Below are 18,917 nucleotides of genomic sequence, written 5' to 3' on the forward strand. Positions count from 1 at the left end.
GGCTGCTGCGATAGTCGAAAGTATCGGAAGTGGTGACTGTTCTGTGCCTTTGTGGGAGCGGGCCATGCCCGCGAAAGATTACGGGCATACTCCATTCCCGAGGCGCCTACACCGATGGCCCAATGCGGTCTAACGCTGATCCGGCAGCAGGAAGTTGCCCGGCCCGGCGTCCTCCAGGGTCGGCACTTCGGCTTCGTCCTTGAGGTCGACGCCCGATAGCTGGCGCCGGCAGGCCTCACGCATCAGGTACATCAGGCGAAAGGTCGCCATGCCGTAACTCAGGCCTTCCAGGCGCACGTTGGAAATGCAGTTGCGGTAGGCGTCATTGAGGCCTACCCGCGGCGCGTAGGTGAAGTACAGACCCAGGCTGTCGGGGGAGCTGAGCCCGGGGCGTTCGCCGATCAGGATCACCGTCATCTTCGCCCCCAGCCGTTCGCCCACTTCGTCCGCCACCGCGACCCGGCCCTGTTCGACCAGGGTGATGGGTGCCAGGGTCCAGCCTTCCTCGCCCAGCTGATCGAGCAGCCTTTCCAGGAACGGCAAGCTGTGGCGGCGTACGGCCAGTGACGACAACCCATCGGCGATGACGATGGCCAGGTCGTAACCGCGGCCCTTTTCTGCGGCGTAGCCATCCAGCGCGGTGGCCGACTCCTCGTTGAGGCGTCGGCCCAGATCCGGGCGTTGCAGGTAGGTATGTCGATCCGTTGCGGCACTGTGCAGCAGCAGGGTGTCGAGCCCTCGGCCCTGCAGCTCCTCACGCAGGCCTTCATGGTCGAACGGCAGGTGCACGGCGTCACGGGCCTGGGCATGGGCGAACTGGAAATCCAGCTGCGCGGCAGTCGGCAGGCTGGTGCCCGCGCGCCCGAGGGCGATACGGGCTGGGGTCAGTTGCCGCAACTGCTGCCAGGGGTTTTCGGTAGCGGGGGATTTGTCTGACATGACGTCCTCTTAAGCCAGTTGCGCCAGGGCCTGGCGGAACACCGGCGGCAGCTCGTCGCCCATGCGTAGTTGACCGCCCTGTTGCTGGAAGATGCCCATGCGCGCCAGCCATTGCTCGAACTCCGGCGCGACATGTAGGCCGAGCACCTTGCGCGCGTAGAGAGCATCGTGGAACGAGGTGGTCTGGTAATTGAGCATCACGTCGTCGGAGCCGGGAATACCCATGATGAAGTTGATGCCAGCGGTGCCGAGCAGAGTCAGCAACGTGTCCATGTCGTCCTGATCGGCTTCGGCATGGTTGGTGTAGCAGATGTCGCAGCCCATGGGCACGCCGAGCAGCTTGCCGCAGAAGTGATCCTCCAGGCCGGCGCGGATGATCTGCTTGCCGTTGTACAGGTACTCGGGGCCGATGAAACCGACCACGGTGTTGACCAGAAACGGGTTGAAGTGCCGCGCCACGGCGTAGGCGCGGGTTTCGCAGGTCTGCTGGTCGACGTCGTGGTTGGCGTTGGCCGACAGGGCGCTGCCCTGGCCGGTTTCGAAGTACATGAGGTTGTTGCCCAGGGTGCCGCGCTTGAGGCTCAGACCGGCCTCGTAACCTTCCTGCAGCACCTTGAGGGTGACCCCGAAGCTGGCGTTGGCCGCCTCGGTGCCAGCGATCGACTGGAACACCAGATCCAGCGGTGCGCCGCGCTCGATGGCGGCGATGGAGCTGGTGACGTGAGTCAGCACGCAGGACTGGGTGGGGATTTCGTAGCGCTGGATGATCGCATCGAGCATGTCCAGCAGGGCGCGGATCGAACTCGCACTGTCGGTGGCCGGGTTGATGCCGATCATCGCATCGCCATTACCGTAGAGCAGGCCGTCGAGGATGCTGGCGGCGATACCGGCCGGATCGTCGGTGGGGTGATTGGGCTGCAAGCGCGTGGACATCCGCCCGCGCAGCCCCATGGTGTTGCGAAAGCGGGTAACCACGCGGGTCTTCTGGGCCACCAGCACCAGATCCTGCACACGCATGATCTTCGAGACGGCCGCCGCCATCTCCGGTGTCAGCCCCGGCGCCAGGGCGCTCAGGCTGGCTTCGTCGGCAGCCTCACCGAGCAGCCAGTCGCGCAGCCCGCCGACCGTCAGGTGGCTGACCGGAGCGAAGGCAGTTGCATCGTGGGTGTCGATGATCAGCCGGGTGACCTCGTCCTTTTCGTAGGGAATCAGTGCTTCCTGCAGAAAATGCTTGAGCGGCACGTTGGCCAGTGCCATCTGTGCCGCGGCGCGTTCGGCGTCGCTTTGCGCGGCGACCTCAGCCAGATAGTCGCCGGAGCGCGCCGGGCTGGCCTTGGCCATCAGCTCGCGCAGGCTGTCGAAGCTCCAGGTCATGTTGCCGATGGTGTGGGTAAAACGAGCCATAGCGTATCTCCTGTCGTGGCCGCCGCAGCGGCCACTTGGGGCAAATCAGCGCAGAGAGCGTTCGGCTGCCTGAATGGCGGCGAACTCTTCCTCCGGCGTACCGGACACCAGATGGTGACGGCTGTACAAGGCGAAGTAGGCGATGAACAGAGCGTAGATGATGGCAGCGCCGATCACGACGCGCAGGTCGACCAGGAAGCAGGCCACCAGCGCCACGGCAGCCAGCACCAGAGCCACCGACGAAGTCAGCACGCCACCAGGGGTCCGATAGGGGCGGGGCATGTCAGGGCGACGGGTGCGCAGGGTGATGTGCGCCGCCATCATCAATACATAGGATACGGTGGCCCCGAATACCGCGACCAGAATCAGCAGGTCGCCCTGGCCGGTCAGCGACAGGCCGAAGCCGATGATGCCCGGTACGATCAGCGCCATCACCGGGGCCTTGTTGCGGTTGGTCAGCGACAGGCTACGTGGCAGGTAGCCGGCGCGCGACAGGGCGAAGATCTGCCGCGAATAGGCGTAGATGATCGAGAAGAAGCTGGCGATCAGGCCAGCCAGGCCGACCAGGTTGACGAACTGGCTCATCCAGGTGGAACCGCCGTAGACCTTGACCAGCGACTCGACCAGCGGGTTGCCCGAAGCCACCAGCGACTGCGCACCGGCAGCGCCAGGGCCGACCAGCAGAATCAGCCCGGCGAACACCAGCAGTACCAGCACGGCGCCGATCAAGCCGCGTGGCAGGTCGCGCTTGGGATCCTTGGTTTCCTCGGCGGCCAGCGGCACGCCTTCGACCGCCAGGAAGAACCAGATGCCATAGGGCAGGGCGGCCCAGATGCCCAGGTAGCCGAACGGCAGGAAGGCGCTGGCACCAGTGGCCTCGGTAGCCGGAATATCGAACAGATTGGCGACCTGAAAGTGCGGCACCATGGCCACGATGTACACGCCCAGCGCGATGGCCGCCACGGCGGTGATCACGAACATCAGCTTCAGCGCCTCACCGGCACCGAGGATGTGGATGCCGATGAACACCACGTAGAAGACCAGGTAGATGATCCAGCCGCCGATGCCGAACAGCGACTCGCAGTAGGCGCCGATGAAGCAGGCGATGGCCGCGGGGGCGATGGCGTACTCGATGAGGATCGCCGTACCGGTCAGGAAGCCGCCCCACGGGCCGAAGGCGGTACGGGTGAACCCATAGCCGCCGCCTGCGGTGGGGATCATCGAAGACAGTTCGGCTAGCGAGAAGCACATGCACAGGTACATGGTCGCCATCAGCAGGGTGGCGATGAACATGCCGCCCCAGCCGCCTTGCGCCAGGCCGAAGTTCCAGCCGGCGTAGTCGCCGGAAATCACGTAGGCAACGCCGAGGCCGATCAACAGGATCCAGCCCGCAGCGCCTTGCTTCAATTGCCGGTTGGCGAAGTACTCGGCGCCAACGGCTTCGGTTTCCACACCACTCTGAGAGGGTGTGGAGAGTGTCTCTTTGGACATTTCAGGACTCCTTCACGCCCGCCGCGGTGCGGCGAGCGCTGCTTTATGGGTTGGCTGGCTATGGCAAATCGGCAGATCAGAAGAAGCCCAGCGGATTGATGTCGTAGCTGATCAGCAGGTTCTTGGTCTGCTGGTAGTGGTCGAGCATCATCTTGTGGGTTTCGCGCCCGACCCCGGACTTCTTGTAGCCGCCAAAGGCAGCGTGCGCCGGGTACAGGTGGTAGCAGTTGGTCCATACGCGGCCGGCCTTGATGCCGCGACCCATGCGGTAGGCGCGGTTGATGTCGCGCGTCCACACGCCAGCGCCCAGGCCGAACTCGGTGTCGTTGGCGATGGCCAGGGCTTCGGCTTCGTCCTTGAAGGTGGTCACGCCGACCACCGGGCCGAAGATTTCCTCCTGGAACACGCGCATCGTGTTGTTGCCCTTGAGCAGGGTCGGCTGGATGTAATAACCGCTGGCCAGGTCGCCTTCGAGCTTCTCGGTGGCACCGCCGGTGAGCAGCTCGGCACCCTCCTGCTGGGCGATCTCCAGGTAGCTGAGGATCTTGTCGTACTGCTGCTGGGAGGCCTGGGCGCCGACCATGGTCTCGGTATCCAGCGGGTTGCCGCGCTTGATGACCTTGATCTTCTTCATCACCTCGACCATGAACGGCTCGAAGATCGACTCCTGCACCAGCGCGCGGGACGGGCAGGTACACACCTCGCCCTGGTTGAAGAAGGCCAGCACCAGGCCTTCGGCGGCCTTCTCGATGAACGCTGGCTCGGCCTGCATGATGTCTTCGAAGAACACGTTGGGCGACTTGCCGCCCAGCTCCACGGTGCTCGGGATGATGTTGGCGGCCGCGCATTTCATGATGTGCGAGCCGACCGGCGTGGAGCCGGTGAAGGCGATCTTGGCGATGCGCGTGCTGGTGGCCAGCGCCTCTCCGGCTTCACGGCCATAGCCCTGAACGATGTTGAGTACGCCCGGCGGCAGCAGGTCGCCCACCAGCTCGGCGAACACGCTGATCGACAGCGGCGTCTGCTCGGCGGGCTTGAGCACCACGCAGTTGCCGGCCGCCAGGGCCGGAGCCAGTTTCCAGGCGGCCATCAGCAGCGGGAAGTTCCAGGGGATGATCTGCCCGACCACGCCCAGCGGTTCGTGGAAGTGATAGGAGGCGGTGTGTTCGTTGATCTCCGCCGCGCTGCCTTCCTGCGCGCGGATGCAGCCGGCGAAGTAGCGGAAGTGATCGGCGGCCAGTGGCACGTCGGCGTTGAGGGTCTCGCGCACGGCCTTGCCGTTGTCCCAGGTTTCCGCGACAGCGAGCAGTTCGAGGTTGGCTTCGATGCGGTCGGCGATCTTCAGCAGGATCAACGCACGGTCCTGCACCGAGGTCTTGCCCCAGGCATCGGCGGCGGCATGGGCGGCGTCGAGGGCCTTGTCGATGTCCTTGGCGTCGGAACGGGGGAATTCACCGATCACCGAGGCATCCACCGGGCTGGTGTTGGTGAAGTACTGGCCACCGACCGGGGCGACGAATTCACCGCCGATGTAGTTGCCGTAGCGCGGCTTGAGGGTGACGACAGCGCCTGCGGTACCGGGTTTGGCGTAGATCATGACAGTTCTCCCAAGGACGGTTTCTTGTAGTTGTAAAGGGGTCGATGGTTCGACCGGAGCTCGCTTGAACTATGAGACGAATTCATGTCGCTGACTTGACGCTAGGCGGGGCTGGCTGTTCTGCAAGGTCAAATTTTCACCACAGCCTTGGCTCTGTCGTGGTGAGTCAAATGGTGCGCCCCGTTTCGGTGCGGGTGTTTCCGAATGACTCGTTTTGGGGCTTTTTAGCCGGGTGCGATACCACCTTCTGTCCGCAGAGCCTTGGTGCAGAGCCTGTACGGTCGATCCGACGAGGGGCGGCGTGCTTCTTGCTTCCAGACATGAATTGTCACGAAGGAGGCGCCATGAGCTCCGTTCTCGCCCAGTCCGGTTTGGCTGCTGGTTTGTCCCTGTTATCCGGTGGGCAAACCAATAGCGGCGTCCTGGCGGCCGCTGCCAGCGGTCTGTGTGGCTTCATCGAAAAACAAGGTGGTGACGCGGATCGCATCCTCGGCGTTTCCGGTATCGACCCGGAGTCCCTGCGCCACCCGACGCTGAGCCTGGCCCTGCCCAATTACTGCCAGGTGCTGGAGGAGGCCTCGCGGCAATCCGGCTGCGACAACTTCGGTCTCTACTATGGGCAGCAGTTCAAGCCTCAGGCGCTGGGGCTGCTCGGTTATATCGGGTTGTGCTCGGCGACCGTCGAGCAGGCGTTGATCAACTTTTCCCGTGCCTTCCCCCTGCATCAGCGCAATAGCCTGATTCGCCTGGTGGATGAAGGCGAGTGCTACCGCTTCGACTATCAGGTACGCCACGGCGCCATTCTCTGCCGCCGTCAGGATGCCGAGCTGACTCTGGGCATGGCACTCAATCTGGTGCGTCACGTGCTCGGCCATCAGTGGGCGCCGCGGGCCGTGCATTTCGAGCACCCGCGCCCCGAACACTGGCATGAGCACTGCAAAGTCTTCGATGCGCCGGTGTATTTCGAGCAGCCGTTCAACTCGCTGATCATTCCCAAGCGCGGCCTGGATCGCGCCATGCCGCAGAGCGACCCGGTGTTGCTGCTGGTCATGCAGGACTCGCTCAGCCAGCTCAGTAACCTGAGCGGGCGAGGTGAGCGGGATATCGCCGACGACGTCCGTGAGCAGATTCGCCAGCAATTGCTGATTGGTGAGCCGGTGCTGGAACTGGCTGCCGAGCGGCTGGGCATGAGCAGTTGGTCACTGCAGCGACGCCTGCGCGACCAGGGCCTGACCTTCTCCGCGATGGTGGACAAGCTGCGCCGCGATTTGGCCACCCATTACCTGCGTCAGCACCAACTGCCCATCTCCAACCTGGCGCCACTGCTCGGTTACTCGGAAGTCAGTGCCTTCTCACGCGCCTTCCGCCGCTGGTTCGGTGTCAGCCCACGGCAGTGGCGACACGACAGTGACGGCGTCGGCGGGCGCGCTCACTGAGTGAGCGGCTCAGTACGTCGCAACAATGCTTGTGGGATTAAGCGTGGATGAAGCTCCTCCCACAGGGACTGTGGTCTGTCTGGTCTGTTCCCGTTCTCGTTGACTCTGCCCCTAGGGGCAACCCTCACGATGCCTTATCTGTTTCGGGTTCCACTCCTAGTGGATAAGGCTACCTATGCAAACGCTATCGCTCGTCACCGGTGCTAATGGGCATCTTGGCAACACCTTGGTCAAAGAGTTGCTCGCCAGAGGGCAGCAGGTGCGCGCAGGCGTTCGTGACCCGCAACAGCCCACAGAATTGAACACGCTCGGCTGTCATGTGGTTCGTGCCGAACTGCTAGATCCGGACTCTTTGCGCCATGCCTTGCAAGGCGTAGACGTGTTGTACCAAGTGGCAGCTGTGTTCAAACACTGGGCGAAAAATCCGTACGCCGAGATCGTTGAGGTCAATGTGCAGGGCACACGAAACGTGTTGCGTGCTGCTGCCGAGGCGGGCGTCAAGCGCGTGGTGTATGTAAGTTCAGTGGCCGCCGTGGGGCACAGCGGCAAGCAGTTGGATGAAACTATCTGGAACACCGAGGAGCAGAATCCGTACTACCTGTCGAAGATTCTGTCTGAGCGCGCTGCATGGGAAACCGCAAAAGCTATGAATCTATCGATGGTTGCCATATTGCCGTCAGCGATCATCGGCCCGAATGCTACACGGCTGACCGACACCATGGGCTTTCTCGCTGCCGTTCTTGATCGCAGACTGGTAATTGATCCGAACTTTCATTTCAATTTTGTCGATGTACGTGACGTAGCCGATGGCCTGATTCGAGCTGCACAGAGTGGCCTCTCTGGCCAACGCTACATTCTGGCGAACTCGCAATCATCGTCACTGGCAGACGTGATTTTAGCGCTTAACGCCTGCTGCCCCGGTTATCGGCTGCCACCGCGTGCACCCAAGGCGTTACTCCTGCTGATCGCCTGGCTGCAAGAGCTGCGTGCCACCATCATCGGCAAACCAGCCGAATTGCTGCGAAGTCAGGTACGGATGTTTTATGGCGTGCAGCAGCGCTACAGCATTGAAAAAGCGGTCACCGAATTGGGTTACCAACCTCGCCCTGCGCAGGAAGCCCTGATACAAGCATTTACGCACCTACTGGCGTACAGACACCCGAATCCGGGCCAAATTGCTCGTTGAGTTGCTGCTGTAATTGGGTGAGATTAGCTTGGCGACTTAACAGAGATTGGATTTCTACGTTTAGCTCCACGCGCTTGGCTTCGATACCCTGATTGGCAAGGGCCAGGGGAAACGGCGCCTGGTGCTGCTTGGCGGCTAGCAGCTCACTCATTTCTGCCAATTTGAAACCCACCGTCTGGGCCTGACGGATCATCTGAACAAGTTTTAGATGATGTGCGGTGTAAGATCGATAGCTGCCCATCCGCTGAGGCGTTATCAGCCCCATCCGCTCATACAAACGAATGGCCTTCGGTGTGCAGTGCGCTCGTTTGGCAAGTTCACCAATATACATAATCACATCCTGATCGTTTGGTCTGCAGGTCACAGCGAGAAATGGCCAAAACGCAAAATGACCGCTTTTTGGCCGAAAGCTGCCGGTCGAGAACGGCTGCAATCGCATTGATGTGTATCCCGATAACCAAATAAAGCGTTTGATAAGATTGATGAGCTAGAGTGCCGAAAGCAAAGACCTCAAGGACGCGCGATGATATTGCAACACAGGCCTGTGAAGGCTGATGACATCAAGACGATTTGTAGCTTTCCCCTTAACGCTCAGGAACTGTTCTATATGTTCCCGAAAGCTCAATACCCTTTGACTGAAGCTCAGCTGTCTAACGCGATTGCTCAACGATTCGATTCGACGGTTGTCGAGAGCGAGAATGGTGTAGTCGGTTTTGCTAACTTTTATCAGGTTGAAGCGGGTGGGGTTTGCTGTATTGGCAATGTCGTCGTTGCCCGAGAGGCAAGAGGTAACGGCGTGGCTACCTTTATCGTAGAGACGATGACAGCTCTGGCGTTCGACCGTTATGACGCCACAGAGGTACAGATCTCGTGCTTCAATGAAAATACAGCAGGCTTGCTACTTTATCCGAAACTAGGTTTCTTGCCCTTTGCTGTCGAAGAGAGAGCCTCTCTGGATAGCCGTAGATCAGCACTCATCCATATGACCCGCAGCAGAGCGGATCGACCATAGCTCACCTTGAGCCGCCAGTTCCTCACCTGAACTCAGTACGCCGCCAAAATCCCCTGCGGGTTGTAGCCGTGGATCACCGTGTCGTTGACCTTGAGCACCGGCACGCCGCGGCCACCCAGGGCGTCGTAGGCGCGGCGGGCTTCGGGGGACTTTTCGATGTCCAGCTCGGTATAGGCGATGCCCCGCTCGCCGAGAAATTCCCGGGTCTTGGCACAGTAGCCGCACCAGCTGGTGGCGTAGAGGATCACCTCGCCCTGGCCGGCGACCTGCTGGCTGTTGCCGAACAGCCGTGGCTCGATGCGATCCCAGTGTTGCCAGGTCGCCAGTATCGCAAGAATCAGCAAAATCCGTTTCATGCTGCAGCCCTCTGCTCAGGTCGATCAGTCTTTGCGGCGCTTCAACTGGTCGGTCAGTTGAGTCGGCAGGTTGCGAATGGTCAGGGTGTCCGAGGCCTCGTCGTACTCGATCTTCGAGCCCAGCAGGTGGGCCTCGAAGCTGATCGACAGGCCTTCGGCACGGCCGGTGAAGCGGCGGAACTGGCTCAGCGTGCGCTTGTCGGCAGGGATCTCCGGCGACAGGCCGTAGTCCTTGTTGCGGATATGATCGTAGAACGCTTTCGGCCGCTCTTCGTCGATCAGCCCGGAGAGTTCTTCCAGGGTCATCGGCTCGCCCATCTTGGCCTGGCTGGTGGCGTAGTCGACCAGGGTGTCGGTCTTCGCCCGGGCCTGTTCTTCGGGCAGGTCTTCGCTCTCGACGAAATCGCTGAAGGCCTTGAGCAGGGTGCGTGTCTCGCTGGGCGAGTCGACGCCTTCCTGGCAGCCGATGAAGTCGCGGAAGTACTCCGAGACCTTCTTGCCGTTCTTGCCTTTGATGAAGGAGATGTACTGCTTCGACTGCTTGTTGTTGCGCCACTCGCTGATGTTGATTCGCGCCGCCAGGTGCAGCTGGCCCAGATCCAGGTGCTTGGCCGGGGTCACGTCCAGGGCGTCGTTCACGGCGACACCTTCGCTGTGGTGCAGCAGGGCGATGGCCAGGTAGTCGGTCATGCCTTGCTGATAATGGGCGAACAGTACGTGACCACCGGTGGACAGGTTGGACTCTTCCATCAGCTTCTGCAGATGCTCCACGGCCTGACGGCTGAACGCCGCGAATTCCTGGCCTTCATCGAGGTAGGTTTTCAACCAGCCACTGAAGGGGTAGGCGCCGGATTCCTCATGAAAGAAGCCCCAGGCTTTGCCCTGTTTGGCGTTATAGCTCTCGTTAAGGTCGGCGAGCATGTTCTCGATAGCCTGGGAAGCGCCCAGTTCGCTGTCGCGGGCGTGCAGCACGGCAGGGCTGCCGTCGGGCTTCTTGTCGATCAGGTGGACGATACAGTGACGGATCGGCATGGGAGGTCCTTGTGACAGCGAGTGGGTGACGAAGCGCAGCGAGGCGCTAGTGTACCCGAGCAGGCCGTCACAGGTGCAGCCTGCCACCCTTGTCGATGACGCCGTGGCGGCATAGAGTGCCGCCGAGATTCGACGACCAAGGAGGGTAGTGCAATGTCCGTTTTCAATCCCCATTCCCAGACGCCATCACCGGCTCTGCTCGAACGCCTCGATGCGCTGGTCGATCGTGGCCTGCTGCTGCAGGCCTACGCGCTGGCCAGCGAGCAGGGCGATCCCCGTTACTGGCAAGGCGCCGAGGCGATGACCAGCTTTGCCCGGCTGGCAGGGCACGTCGGTGCACCACGGCTGGCCGATGCGCTGAACTGGCTGGCTTATCGACGCTATCCGCAGTCCTCCCATGCGCGTCTGCGTTACGCCCGCATGCTGTTCGCCCGCCGAGGTCACTATCGTGCCTGGCGCTTGTTCCAGTCGTTCGGCGACTGGCTGCCGCCCGAGCAGGGGTTGCGTGCTGAATGGCTGTCGTTCAAGGGCTTCCTGTATGCCTCGTTGCGTGATTTTCAGGCAGCCGAAGCGCTGTTCGAGGAGGCTCGCGCACTGAGTGATGATGACCCCTGGTTGCTGGTCGAGCGCAGCCATGCGCTGGAGCAGGAGGACCGCCGCGAAGAAGCGCTGGCGCTGTGCGAACAGGTACTCGACTCACGCCCCGATTTTCGTTCCGCCCTGATGCAGGCAGCCTCCCTGCAGTTGCAGCTCGGGCACGCCGATGCGGCTCTGCAACTGATGCGCCGTGGCGCCCGTGACATGCAAAGCCCAGGCATCTGCGCGCACCTGGTCGATCACCTGATCGAGCGCGGGCTGCTGGACGAAGCGTCGTCCTGGCTCGATCACATACAAACGCTCGAGCCGATCACCGAGCGCCGGCGTACCGACTGGGCCGCCGCCCGCCGCTGTGACATTGCCTGCCTGCAGGGCGACTACGCGGCAGCCCGCGAGCTGGCAGGCAAGGCGGGCGGCGGGTTCTACCTGAACGTGCAGACCCGTCTCGCCGAGCCGACGGGGCGGCGTCAGGTACTGCCGGTACGTTTCGTCAGGCAGCATCACATGACCTGTGTGCCTGCCACCCTGACGGCGATTTCCGATTACTGGGGGCTGCCCGTCGAACACCTCGAGGTTGCCGAGGAAATCTGCTACGACGGCACCTCGCACCAGGCCGAGCGCGCCTGGGCGGAGCGCAATGGCTATCTGGCCGTGGAGTTCACCGCGGACTGGGCGACCACCCGTGCGCTGATCGACCGCGGTGTTCCCTTCACACTGACCTTGCAATACACCGGCAGCGGTCATCTGCAGGCGCTGGTGGGCTACGACGAACCACGTGGCACGCTGCTGGTGCGTGACCCCGCACAGCCACAGCATGGCGAGTACCTGGCCGAGGAACTGTTCGAGGCACAGCGCGCCTCCGGTCCGCGGGGCATGCTGTTGCTGCCGGCTGCCGAAGCGGGACGCCTGGAAGGCCTGGTGTTGCCGGATCGTGACCTGTGGGATTTGTACTATCGATTCACCAGTGCCCTGGAAGTCCATCGCCGCGACGAGGCACTGACTGCCTACCAGGCCTTGCAGGCGCTTGCTGCCGAGCACCGGCTGACCCGCCAGGCGCAACGCTCCCTGGGCTGGTACGACGGTCAGGAACGTGAAGTGCTGCAGGGTACCGAGGCACTGCTGAAGCAGTTTCCCGAGGACTCCAACCTGATTCTGGCCAAGGCCAATTCGCTGGCGCAGCTACAGCCCCGTTCCGTTCAGCTGGACTGGCTCGCCGGGCACTGCCAGGAGCGCTGGAACGAGCCGACGATCAGCGTGCGCTATGCCGAACTGCTCAGCGAGGATGGCCGTACCCATGAACAGGTCAGCGGGATTCTCGAACGGGTGCTGCTGCAGACCTCCACCCAGGCCCGCGCCTGGAATGCCCTGGCCAGTTTGCGCTGGGGCGAGAACCTGCGCGAACAGGCCTGCGAGCTGTATCGAATCGCTGCCTGCCTGCACGCTTCCCACGAAGGCTACAGCGTGCAGTATTTCCGCGCGCTGCGGGCGCTGGGGCGTACGGCAGAAGGGCTGCAATTCCTCGAACGGCGTCAGGCCCAGCTTGGCCGGCTGGCTGCCGCGCCCAGCCTGACCCTCAGCGAGATGCTCGACGAGTTGTTGCGCCCCTATGACGCCCAGGCCCTGCTGGAGCAGGCACTGGAGCAGCGCCCCGAGGACGGCGAACTGCTGTTGGGGCTGGCCGAATACCACGGGCGCAACGGTGACATCGATGCCTGTCAGGCGCTGCTGGCCCGCGCCGAGCCGCGGTGTCGTCGCGCCTGGTGGCTGCGTGCCGCGGTCAAGCAGGGTATGCGCCGTGCCGCCGATGTGCTGCAGACGCTCGAGTGGGCACGGGAAGCCGCGGCCCTCGAGCCATTGTCGGTAGCGGCGCAGCGCATGTGCGTGACCCTGCTGGAACAGAGCGAGGGCAGCGAAGCGGCTGACCAGTACGTCGAGGAACTGGCTGGCCAATACCCGCACCATCTGGGCATCGCCGAGCTGCAAGTGGAGCGCGCGCAGCGCCGCTCGCTGCCAGCGGCGGAACAGGCGCTGCGTCGCCTGTTGGAGAATCATCCCCAGTATTCCTGGGCTCTGCGCGAACTGGCCATCTGCCTGGCTCGGCAGGGGCGTCGTGACGAGGCGTTGCAGCTCTGCGAGCAGGCTGGTCAGGTCGACATGCAGAGCACCTTCTACCATTCCACCCGCGGCTTCGTCCTGTTGCAGGACGGTCGTCGGGAGGCCGCCCGGGAGGCCATGCGACTGGCCCTGCGCCTGTCGGTCGACAACGACTATGCCAGCAATGTCCTGCTCGACACCTGCGATGGCCAGCAGCAGGCCACCCAGACGCTCGCCGAGATCCACGCCGAACTGGTGCGCCAGGTAACCTTCGGAGACGGCTGGCTGGCGTATGAGCAACAGGCGCAGCGCTTGCTCGAGCCACAGGTATTGCTCGACCAGTTGCGCGAGGCGCTGGAGCAGCGTGAGGACCTCTGGCATCTCTGGGTGGTCGTGGCCCGCCAGCTGGCGCGCATGGATCAGCACGAGGCGGCTGCCGCCACCCTGCGCCAGGCGATCGAGCGTTTTCCACTGCTGCCCAGGCTGTCGCTGGAGCTGGCGCGGCTGCACAAGCACCTTGGCGAGCTCGATGCCTGTTACGAGACGCTACAGGAGAGCTTGCGCATCAATCCGTTGTGGACGCCCAGCGTCAGTCTCTATGTCGACTGCCTGCTGGAGCAGGACGATCGCCTGGACGAGGCCGAGCGCATGCTGCGCCAGGTGTTGTCGCGTGCGCCGGAGAACACCGAGCTGCGGGTCTATCTGGCCTACGTACTGGGCCGCCGCGATGCGTTCGCCGAAGCGGCGGATCAGGCCGAGCGGGTGCTGCGCGACGAGCCGGGCAACGAGTGGGCGTGGAATCAGCTGAGGCACTATGCGGGCACGCTGCAGTGCGAGCAGCGCCCCTTGCAGTTGGCGCGGGAACTGGTGGAGAGCCGGCCGGGGGACTCCGATGCCTGGATCGCCCTGGCCGATCAGGAAAGTGACCTGGCCGAGCGTGAGCGTGCCCTGCGCGAGGCATTGCGCTACAGCCCTCGGCATCGGGCGATCAACGGCCGCCTGCTGGATCTGCTGCTGGAGGCGGGGCGCCACGACGACATGCGCAGGGTGCTCGCCGCCCCGTACTGGGAAGGCAAACCGCCGATCGACATGGCGCTCTACGGGCCGCGCGCCTTGCGTGCCGAGGGGGATGGCCCTGGAGCCATCGCCGCCCTGCGTGACCTGCTGACGCAACATCCGGACAGCTATCAGGGCTGGCGCCACCTGGCTGACTGGCATGACGAAGATGGCGACCACCCGGCCTACATCGGCGCCGCTCGCGAAATGGTCCGTCTGGAGCCTCAGGTCGCCATGGCCCATGGCTTCCTTGGCCATGCGCTGCTGCTGCATGGCGACAAGGCTCAGGCATTGCCTGCGTTCGAGCGTGCCTGGGCACTGGATGCCCGCTACAGCTTCGCGGCCTTCAACGCGTTCGATCTGGTCGCTGAACTGCAGGGCACTGGCGCCGCGCTGCAACGGCTGGACGCATTGCTCGAAACCGGTGACCAGGTCGCCGCCTGGGGTCGGGTGCTGCCGTTGTCACGGGCGAGCGGTGAACGCGAACTGCAGCGTCGGGCATTGACCTTCCTGGCCAGCGAGGCGGCCGCGGAGTCGCGCTGGGACGATGACGTAACCGACTTCGCCGTCCGTGAGCCACTGCTGCGTGAAGTGCTGGATGCCGGGATCGCCGACGGCAGCCTGCATAGCGCAGCGGTGGAAACCTGGCTGAGCTGGCGTACCCATGACCTGCTGAGCAACCTCACGCTGTCGTACGCCTTCCGCAAGGCGCTGCGCAATGACCCGCGTCACGCGGCCAAGTGCGCGATGTTCCGCATACTGGGCAGGACGCCGCACGCCAATCGCATCCTGCTCGGCTCCGTCCTGAACAGCTGTCGACAGGCCATTGCCGAGGAGGCCGACGTATGGGGCGCCGCCAGCTATGCCCTGGTCGAAAGCAAGCGCTATCGACTGCTGTTCGACACCCTCGGTGACTGGCAGCGGCCCGATGCACCGGCCTGGGCATTGGGCAACCTGGCGCTGGGCTATCGTGTGCGCGGCATGGATGACACTGCCGCGGCGATTTCAAGGCAGGCGCTGGAGCGTGATCCACGGGAAGCCGATGCCATGGTCTGGCTGGCCGTCGACGCGGCACTGGCCGGTGATCAAGAAGCCCTCGGTGGCTGGCTGGAGCGCCTGGAGGGCGCCTCGATGCGCAATTATTATCGCGCCCTGCTGAACCTGGCCGAGGCCTGTGCCGACGCCGTCACCCCGGACCAGGCTCGTGAGCGCCTGCAGCAAGGCGAGGATCTGGCGGGGCCGAAGCACCTGGCATTCTGGCGCCTGCGCCAGCGCGTTGGCGTACGCCTCGGGTTGCATGGCGAGCTGCTTTCCGCGCGCTGGCGCTGGCGTCTACGCCGCTGGTGGAAGGGCTGACCTCATGCCACGCAGGCCCGGCGCGCCTGGCGCCTGCGGTCGAGCAGCATCAGCACACCCAGCAGGCCGATGGCATACAGCGCGTCGATGCCGAGCATCAGCAGGATGCCGAGGCAGAGCAGGGCGCTGATGCCGGCCAGCCAGCGCCATACGCCCTTGAGCAGCACCCAGCCGGCGGCCATGCTGAGCAGGTAGATGACGACGAAGTTGCCGTTGGCATAGCGGATCAGTTGATCCAGCGACAGTGACAGGCACCAGATCACCGTGGTGCTCAGTGCACAGCTGAGCACCACCAGCAGCAGCGCCCTGGCCGGCACACCATTGGCATTACGGGCAGCCAGCAGGCGCGGCAGCTTGCCTTCGTCGGCGAGGCTCCAGATCAGCCGGGCGAAGCCCTGGATGTACACGTTCATGGAGGCGAAACAGGCCAGATAGCCGATGCTCGCGCTTAGCCAGCGAGCCCCGTCGCCGAGCAGTAGATCGAGCATGCGTGGCAGCGAGGCCGCGTCGGTGCGTGCATCGCCGTAGGCGTGAAAGCTCAGTACCGCCACCGAGCAGGCCCAGTACACCAGGCCGGCGAGCACCACGCCGAGCAGCAGGGCCAGGGGAAAGTCGCGCTGCGGGTTCCTGAACTCCTCGCCCAGGTGGGTGAAGGCCTCGATGCCGACGAAACACCAGAACATCACGCCCAGCGCCACCGGGAGCAACTGCCAGTTGCCCGCCAGAGGCGGCAGCAGGGGTTGATCGGCGTGAGGCAGGTCGCCCTTGAACCAGATCAGCGCGATGGTGGCGACGATGGCCAGGGCTATGACGAGCTGCACGCTGCCCGAGGTGCGTGCAGGTCGTTGGCCGAGCAACAGGATGATGCCCAGCGTAGCCAGCTGGATAGCCAGCACCGCCAGGTCGCTTAGCTCAAACAAGGCATGCCAGAACCCGCTGGCGATATTCAGCGCCGCCGGCAAGCCGACCGGAATCACCGCGAGAAACAGAAACGCGCTCAAGCGCTCCATGCGCTCGCCGAATGCACGACCGATCAGGTGCGGTGCACCGCCAGCATGGGGGTAACTGCGGCCGAGCTGGGCGAAGGTGAACGCCATCGGCAGCACCAGCGCGATCAGCAGCAGCCAGGCCCACAGCGAGATCTCGCCAGCAGCGGTGGCAGCCAGCGCCGGAATCACGAAAATCCCGGTGCCCAGCAGTGACGTGCACAGCAAACCCACGCCCTGCAGCAGCCCCAATTCCTTGTTCAGTCGACTCATGTTGTATGCTCTCGCTCGTCGTGACATGGCGGCTGTCACCCGTTGCGGTGCGCTGATCCGCCAGGCTGTCATGGTAAGGCCGCCTCGCTTCGGCGGCTGCTGGCGAAGTGTCGGCGTAGACCGACGAAACGGCGGGAATGCCCGTCATCTTGTATGTGCAGACGGGTGCAGAGAGCCACGTGGACAAGTTCGATCAACGCATCATCGCCTTGTTGCGCGCAGACGCGCGCCTGACCGTCACCGAGGTCGCCCGGCAGGTCAACCTGTCACGCTCCGCGGTGAGCGAGCGCATCCGCCAGCTGGAAGCGTCCGGGGTCATTCAGGGCTATCACGCCCGCATCGCCGAACCCACCAGTATCGCGGTGCGGGCTTATCTGGAGCTGTTCTACACCGGCGGGCGCTGCGAACAGTACGTCGAGCGCATGCGTGTATTCCCGGAAATCCGTCGCTGCTCCGGCATCAGCGGGGAAACCGACATGCTGCTGTATATCGAGGCACCTTCCATGGAACGGTTGGCTGAAGTACGTGGCGAAATCGAGAACTTCCCCGGCGTCTTCAAGGTGAAGACCCATGTGCTGGTCAAGGACTGGCTGATGTGAGCTTGAGCCGTGGCGAACATGCAGTGCCATGAGCGGCAAGGGCTACTCAGCAGTGATACGCAGCACGCAGGCCTTGATCAGGTTCACCCGAGCCGGCGAGCCTGCGTGCCCGCCGCTCCTGCAATAAGCGAAGTAGGTAACAAGGTCATCCGCTCCTTGGCGCCCTTGCCGTCATGTACGGTGATCACCTGCCGATCAAAATCCACATCCTTGCTACGCAGGCGAGCAGCCTCCACCACGCGCAAACCGGTACCTTGCATAAGTGCGGCCAGTAACTGATACGACTGGCCAAGCTGGGCGATCAGTGCCGTTGCCTCAGCATGCGTCAATACGCAGGGAATACGTGTGGGGCGTTTGGCATGCACACCTCACCAAGTTGGCCCAGCGGCACAAGCACGTTGGTGCATAGAAACACCAACGCATTGAGCACCAGGTTCTGGGTCGCGGCAGCCACCTTGCGATCTACCGCCACGCCAGCCACGCAAGAAAATCGCTGACCTCCACAGCTCCCATCTCCATCGGATAGCGCAACCGATGAAAGCGGATGAAATAGCGAATCCAGTACCAGTAAGACTGCTCGGTGCGAATGCTGTAGTGATCACACGCATCACTGCGCTGACCTGCTCACGCAGGCGAGGCTTGGAGGGTGAACGATCCATGTCGACTCCAGTGTGGTGCTTCTGGTTTTATATGCAGTGGTGGCGGCAGGTGGAATGCACAAGTCAAGCGAGTACGGCGTGTGGGGATGTATGGGCTTAAGATCCTGATAAATAAGTATTTTTTCTTATGCTTACGTTGGGTGGTGCGGCATTATGCGGAATTCTTTACTATTGCTTTAACGAAGAATTCCATCTAATCACTGTTAGGCCAAAACATATGCCTCGCGTACAGCTCATAGAGATCGATCTACGAGCGGTTACTAGTGCAGAAGAATTACATTCGTTGCTGATGAGTTCGCTGAATTTTCCGGGCTGGTATGGAGCTAACTGGGACGCTTTCTGGGACGCCATAACGGGCTTGGTTGAAATGCCATACACAGTTAGGTTCTTGGGGTGGCCGCAGTTCTCCGAGCGCCTGCCTCGTGACGCTGTACTACTAAAAAATGCCTTGTTGAAATGCAGGGTGAATATCCGCAGCTCGCAAGCGAAGTGGTTTATGCCTAACCAGACGCTCAAATCGCTCACTACGTTCACTGGGACGTCGTGCCGCCGCTCCTTAGCTTAATCTTTAGGTAGATCATGCCAAAGCTTGCATGCCCATGCGGCTACATTCATAACCTCTCGCCAATCCCAGACACCGGCTGGATAACGATTCGAGACGAGGAGTTTGACTCAATCAGCACCTCTGGCCTTGGGAGTGAAGAAAAACTCGATGCCTTGTATTCAGTATCGGGCAGCATTTATATCTGTCCCAACTGCGAACGACTAATGTGGGCAAAAAAAGGCAGTGCCGAGTTTGCTACCTACTCCAGAGAACAACCTAACTAGTGGTTCAAGTCGCCCG

Annotated in this window: 17 protein-coding genes; 7 read left to right on the forward strand and 10 right to left on the reverse strand. The window is 62.7% G+C overall.

Annotation, left to right across the window (positions count from 1 at the left end; translation table 11 throughout):
- Positions 1 to 129: 129 nt before the first annotated feature.
- The 4 genes from eutC to exaC all read right to left on the reverse strand — a co-directional run bounded on the left by eutC (position 130) and on the right by exaC (position 5,431).
- On the reverse strand, positions 130 to 939 hold the full coding sequence (gene eutC / locus QRN22_RS03395) for an ethanolamine ammonia-lyase subunit EutC (protein WP_042556418.1): 810 nt from the start codon (positions 937 to 939) through the stop codon (positions 130 to 132).
- 9 nt (positions 940 to 948) lie between these two features.
- On the reverse strand, positions 949 to 2,343 hold the full coding sequence (locus QRN22_RS03400) for an ethanolamine ammonia-lyase subunit EutB (protein ID WP_042556417.1): 1,395 nt from the start codon (positions 2,341 to 2,343) through the stop codon (positions 949 to 951).
- A 45-nt stretch (positions 2,344 to 2,388) separates the two neighbouring features.
- Complete coding sequence (gene eat, locus QRN22_RS03405; RefSeq protein WP_042556416.1) at positions 2,389 to 3,834, reverse strand: ethanolamine permease; 1,446 nt, start codon at positions 3,832 to 3,834, stop codon at positions 2,389 to 2,391.
- A 76-nt stretch (positions 3,835 to 3,910) separates the two neighbouring features.
- Positions 3,911 to 5,431, reverse strand: a complete 1,521-nt coding sequence (gene exaC, locus QRN22_RS03410; protein WP_042556415.1) for an acetaldehyde dehydrogenase ExaC — start codon at positions 5,429 to 5,431, stop codon at positions 3,911 to 3,913.
- A 344-nt stretch (positions 5,432 to 5,775) separates the two neighbouring features.
- On the opposite strand from exaC, the gene qhpR reads away from it, so the two are divergent.
- Together qhpR and QRN22_RS03420 are read left to right on the forward strand one after the other, a co-directional pair.
- Positions 5,776 to 6,867 carry an AraC-like transcriptional regulator QhpR gene (qhpR, locus tag QRN22_RS03415; protein ID WP_042556414.1) on the forward strand — a complete coding sequence of 364 codons (1,092 nt, stop codon included), beginning with the start codon at positions 5,776 to 5,778 and terminating at the stop codon, positions 6,865 to 6,867.
- A gap of 175 nt (positions 6,868 to 7,042) precedes the next feature.
- Complete coding sequence (locus tag QRN22_RS03420; RefSeq protein WP_042556413.1) at positions 7,043 to 8,053, forward strand: NAD-dependent epimerase/dehydratase family protein; 1,011 nt, start codon at positions 7,043 to 7,045, stop codon at positions 8,051 to 8,053.
- Here QRN22_RS03420 and QRN22_RS03425 read toward each other — a convergent pair.
- Positions 8,001 to 8,492: a MerR family transcriptional regulator gene (locus QRN22_RS03425; protein ID WP_231570234.1), complete on the reverse strand. Its 492-nt coding sequence runs from the start codon at positions 8,490 to 8,492 to the stop codon at positions 8,001 to 8,003. The two genes, QRN22_RS03420 and QRN22_RS03425, sit on opposite strands and share 53 nt — an antisense overlap.
- An 84-nt stretch (positions 8,493 to 8,576) precedes the next feature.
- On the opposite strand from QRN22_RS03425, the gene QRN22_RS03430 reads away from it, so the two are divergent.
- The gene (locus QRN22_RS03430; protein WP_042556411.1) at positions 8,577 to 9,065 is read left to right on the forward strand and encodes a GNAT family N-acetyltransferase; all 489 of its coding nucleotides are present in this window, start codon (positions 8,577 to 8,579) and stop codon (positions 9,063 to 9,065) included.
- Between the two features lie 32 nt (positions 9,066 to 9,097).
- On the opposite strand, the gene QRN22_RS03435 is transcribed toward QRN22_RS03430, so the two are convergent.
- Positions 9,098 to 9,421, reverse strand: coding sequence for a glutaredoxin family protein (locus tag QRN22_RS03435; RefSeq protein ID WP_042556410.1), 324 nt, complete (start codon positions 9,419 to 9,421; stop codon positions 9,098 to 9,100).
- A 24-nt stretch (positions 9,422 to 9,445) separates the two neighbouring features.
- Positions 9,446 to 10,453 carry a nucleoid-associated protein YejK gene (yejK, locus tag QRN22_RS03440; RefSeq protein ID WP_042556409.1) on the reverse strand — a complete coding sequence of 336 codons (1,008 nt, stop codon included), beginning with the start codon at positions 10,451 to 10,453 and terminating at the stop codon, positions 9,446 to 9,448.
- A 153-nt stretch (positions 10,454 to 10,606) separates the two neighbouring features.
- Between yejK and QRN22_RS03445 the strand changes: the two genes are divergently transcribed.
- Complete coding sequence (locus tag QRN22_RS03445; RefSeq protein ID WP_042556408.1) at positions 10,607 to 15,556, forward strand: tetratricopeptide repeat protein; 4,950 nt, start codon at positions 10,607 to 10,609, stop codon at positions 15,554 to 15,556.
- Between the two features lie 2 nt (positions 15,557 to 15,558).
- Here QRN22_RS03445 and yjeH read toward each other — a convergent pair whose 3' ends face one another.
- Entirely contained in the window at positions 15,559 to 16,815 is a 1,257-nt protein-coding gene (yjeH, locus tag QRN22_RS03450; RefSeq protein WP_042556407.1) for an L-methionine/branched-chain amino acid transporter, read from the reverse strand.
- Between the two features lie 179 nt (positions 16,816 to 16,994).
- Here yjeH and QRN22_RS03455 point away from each other — a divergent pair, with 179 nt between their 5' ends.
- Positions 16,995 to 17,414, forward strand: coding sequence for an Lrp/AsnC family transcriptional regulator (locus QRN22_RS03455; RefSeq protein ID WP_042556423.1), 420 nt, complete (start codon positions 16,995 to 16,997; stop codon positions 17,412 to 17,414).
- Positions 17,415 to 17,497: 83 nt separating this feature from the next.
- On the opposite strand, the gene QRN22_RS03460 is transcribed toward QRN22_RS03455, so the two are convergent.
- Positions 17,498 to 17,779, reverse strand: a complete 282-nt coding sequence (locus tag QRN22_RS03460; RefSeq protein WP_231570233.1) for a tyrosine-type recombinase/integrase — start codon at positions 17,777 to 17,779, stop codon at positions 17,498 to 17,500.
- A 97-nt stretch (positions 17,780 to 17,876) separates the two neighbouring features.
- Positions 17,877 to 18,002, reverse strand: a complete 126-nt coding sequence (locus tag QRN22_RS03465) for a phage integrase N-terminal SAM-like domain-containing protein (RefSeq protein ID WP_350310362.1) — start codon at positions 18,000 to 18,002, stop codon at positions 17,877 to 17,879.
- A 360-nt stretch (positions 18,003 to 18,362) separates the two neighbouring features.
- On the opposite strand from QRN22_RS03465, the gene QRN22_RS03470 reads away from it, so the two are divergent.
- Together QRN22_RS03470 and QRN22_RS26535 are read left to right on the forward strand one after the other, a co-directional pair.
- The gene (locus QRN22_RS03470) at positions 18,363 to 18,638 is read left to right on the forward strand and encodes a barstar family protein (protein WP_319801999.1); all 276 of its coding nucleotides are present in this window, start codon (positions 18,363 to 18,365) and stop codon (positions 18,636 to 18,638) included.
- 14 nt (positions 18,639 to 18,652) lie between these two features.
- Positions 18,653 to 18,901, forward strand: coding sequence for a DUF8617 domain-containing protein (locus QRN22_RS26535; protein WP_502945145.1), 249 nt, complete (start codon positions 18,653 to 18,655; stop codon positions 18,899 to 18,901).
- Positions 18,902 to 18,917 lie beyond the last annotated feature (16 nt).

This window comes from Pseudomonas sp. MEJ086, from assembly GCF_030209025.1.
GTDB lineage: Bacteria > Pseudomonadota > Gammaproteobacteria > Pseudomonadales > Pseudomonadaceae > Aquipseudomonas > Aquipseudomonas fulva_A.

Bases quoted from the DNA above. Each gene is read 5' to 3' on its own strand.
- eat (WP_042556416.1), bottom strand. From the start codon at position 3,834: ATGTCCAAAGAGACACTCTCCACACCCTCTCAGAGTGGTGTGGAAACC.
- QRN22_RS26535 (WP_502945145.1), top strand. From the start codon at position 18,653: ATGCCAAAGCTTGCATGCCCATGCGGCTACATTCATAACCTCTCGCCA.
- QRN22_RS03470 (WP_319801999.1), top strand. From the start codon at position 18,363: ATGAGTTCGCTGAATTTTCCGGGCTGGTATGGAGCTAACTGGGACGCT.
- QRN22_RS03420 (WP_042556413.1), top strand. From the start codon at position 7,043: ATGCAAACGCTATCGCTCGTCACCGGTGCTAATGGGCATCTTGGCAAC.
- yjeH (WP_042556407.1), bottom strand. From the start codon at position 16,815: ATGAGTCGACTGAACAAGGAATTGGGGCTGCTGCAGGGCGTGGGTTTG.
- QRN22_RS03430 (WP_042556411.1), top strand. From the start codon at position 8,577: ATGATATTGCAACACAGGCCTGTGAAGGCTGATGACATCAAGACGATT.
- exaC (WP_042556415.1), bottom strand. From the start codon at position 5,431: ATGATCTACGCCAAACCCGGTACCGCAGGCGCTGTCGTCACCCTCAAG.
- QRN22_RS03435 (WP_042556410.1), bottom strand. From the start codon at position 9,421: ATGAAACGGATTTTGCTGATTCTTGCGATACTGGCGACCTGGCAACAC.
- qhpR (WP_042556414.1), top strand. From the start codon at position 5,776: ATGAGCTCCGTTCTCGCCCAGTCCGGTTTGGCTGCTGGTTTGTCCCTG.
- QRN22_RS03400 (WP_042556417.1), bottom strand. From the start codon at position 2,343: ATGGCTCGTTTTACCCACACCATCGGCAACATGACCTGGAGCTTCGAC.
- yejK (WP_042556409.1), bottom strand. From the start codon at position 10,453: ATGCCGATCCGTCACTGTATCGTCCACCTGATCGACAAGAAGCCCGAC.
- QRN22_RS03425 (WP_231570234.1), bottom strand. From the start codon at position 8,492: ATGCGATTGCAGCCGTTCTCGACCGGCAGCTTTCGGCCAAAAAGCGGT.
- eutC (WP_042556418.1), bottom strand. From the start codon at position 939: ATGTCAGACAAATCCCCCGCTACCGAAAACCCCTGGCAGCAGTTGCGG.
- QRN22_RS03445 (WP_042556408.1), top strand. From the start codon at position 10,607: ATGTCCGTTTTCAATCCCCATTCCCAGACGCCATCACCGGCTCTGCTC.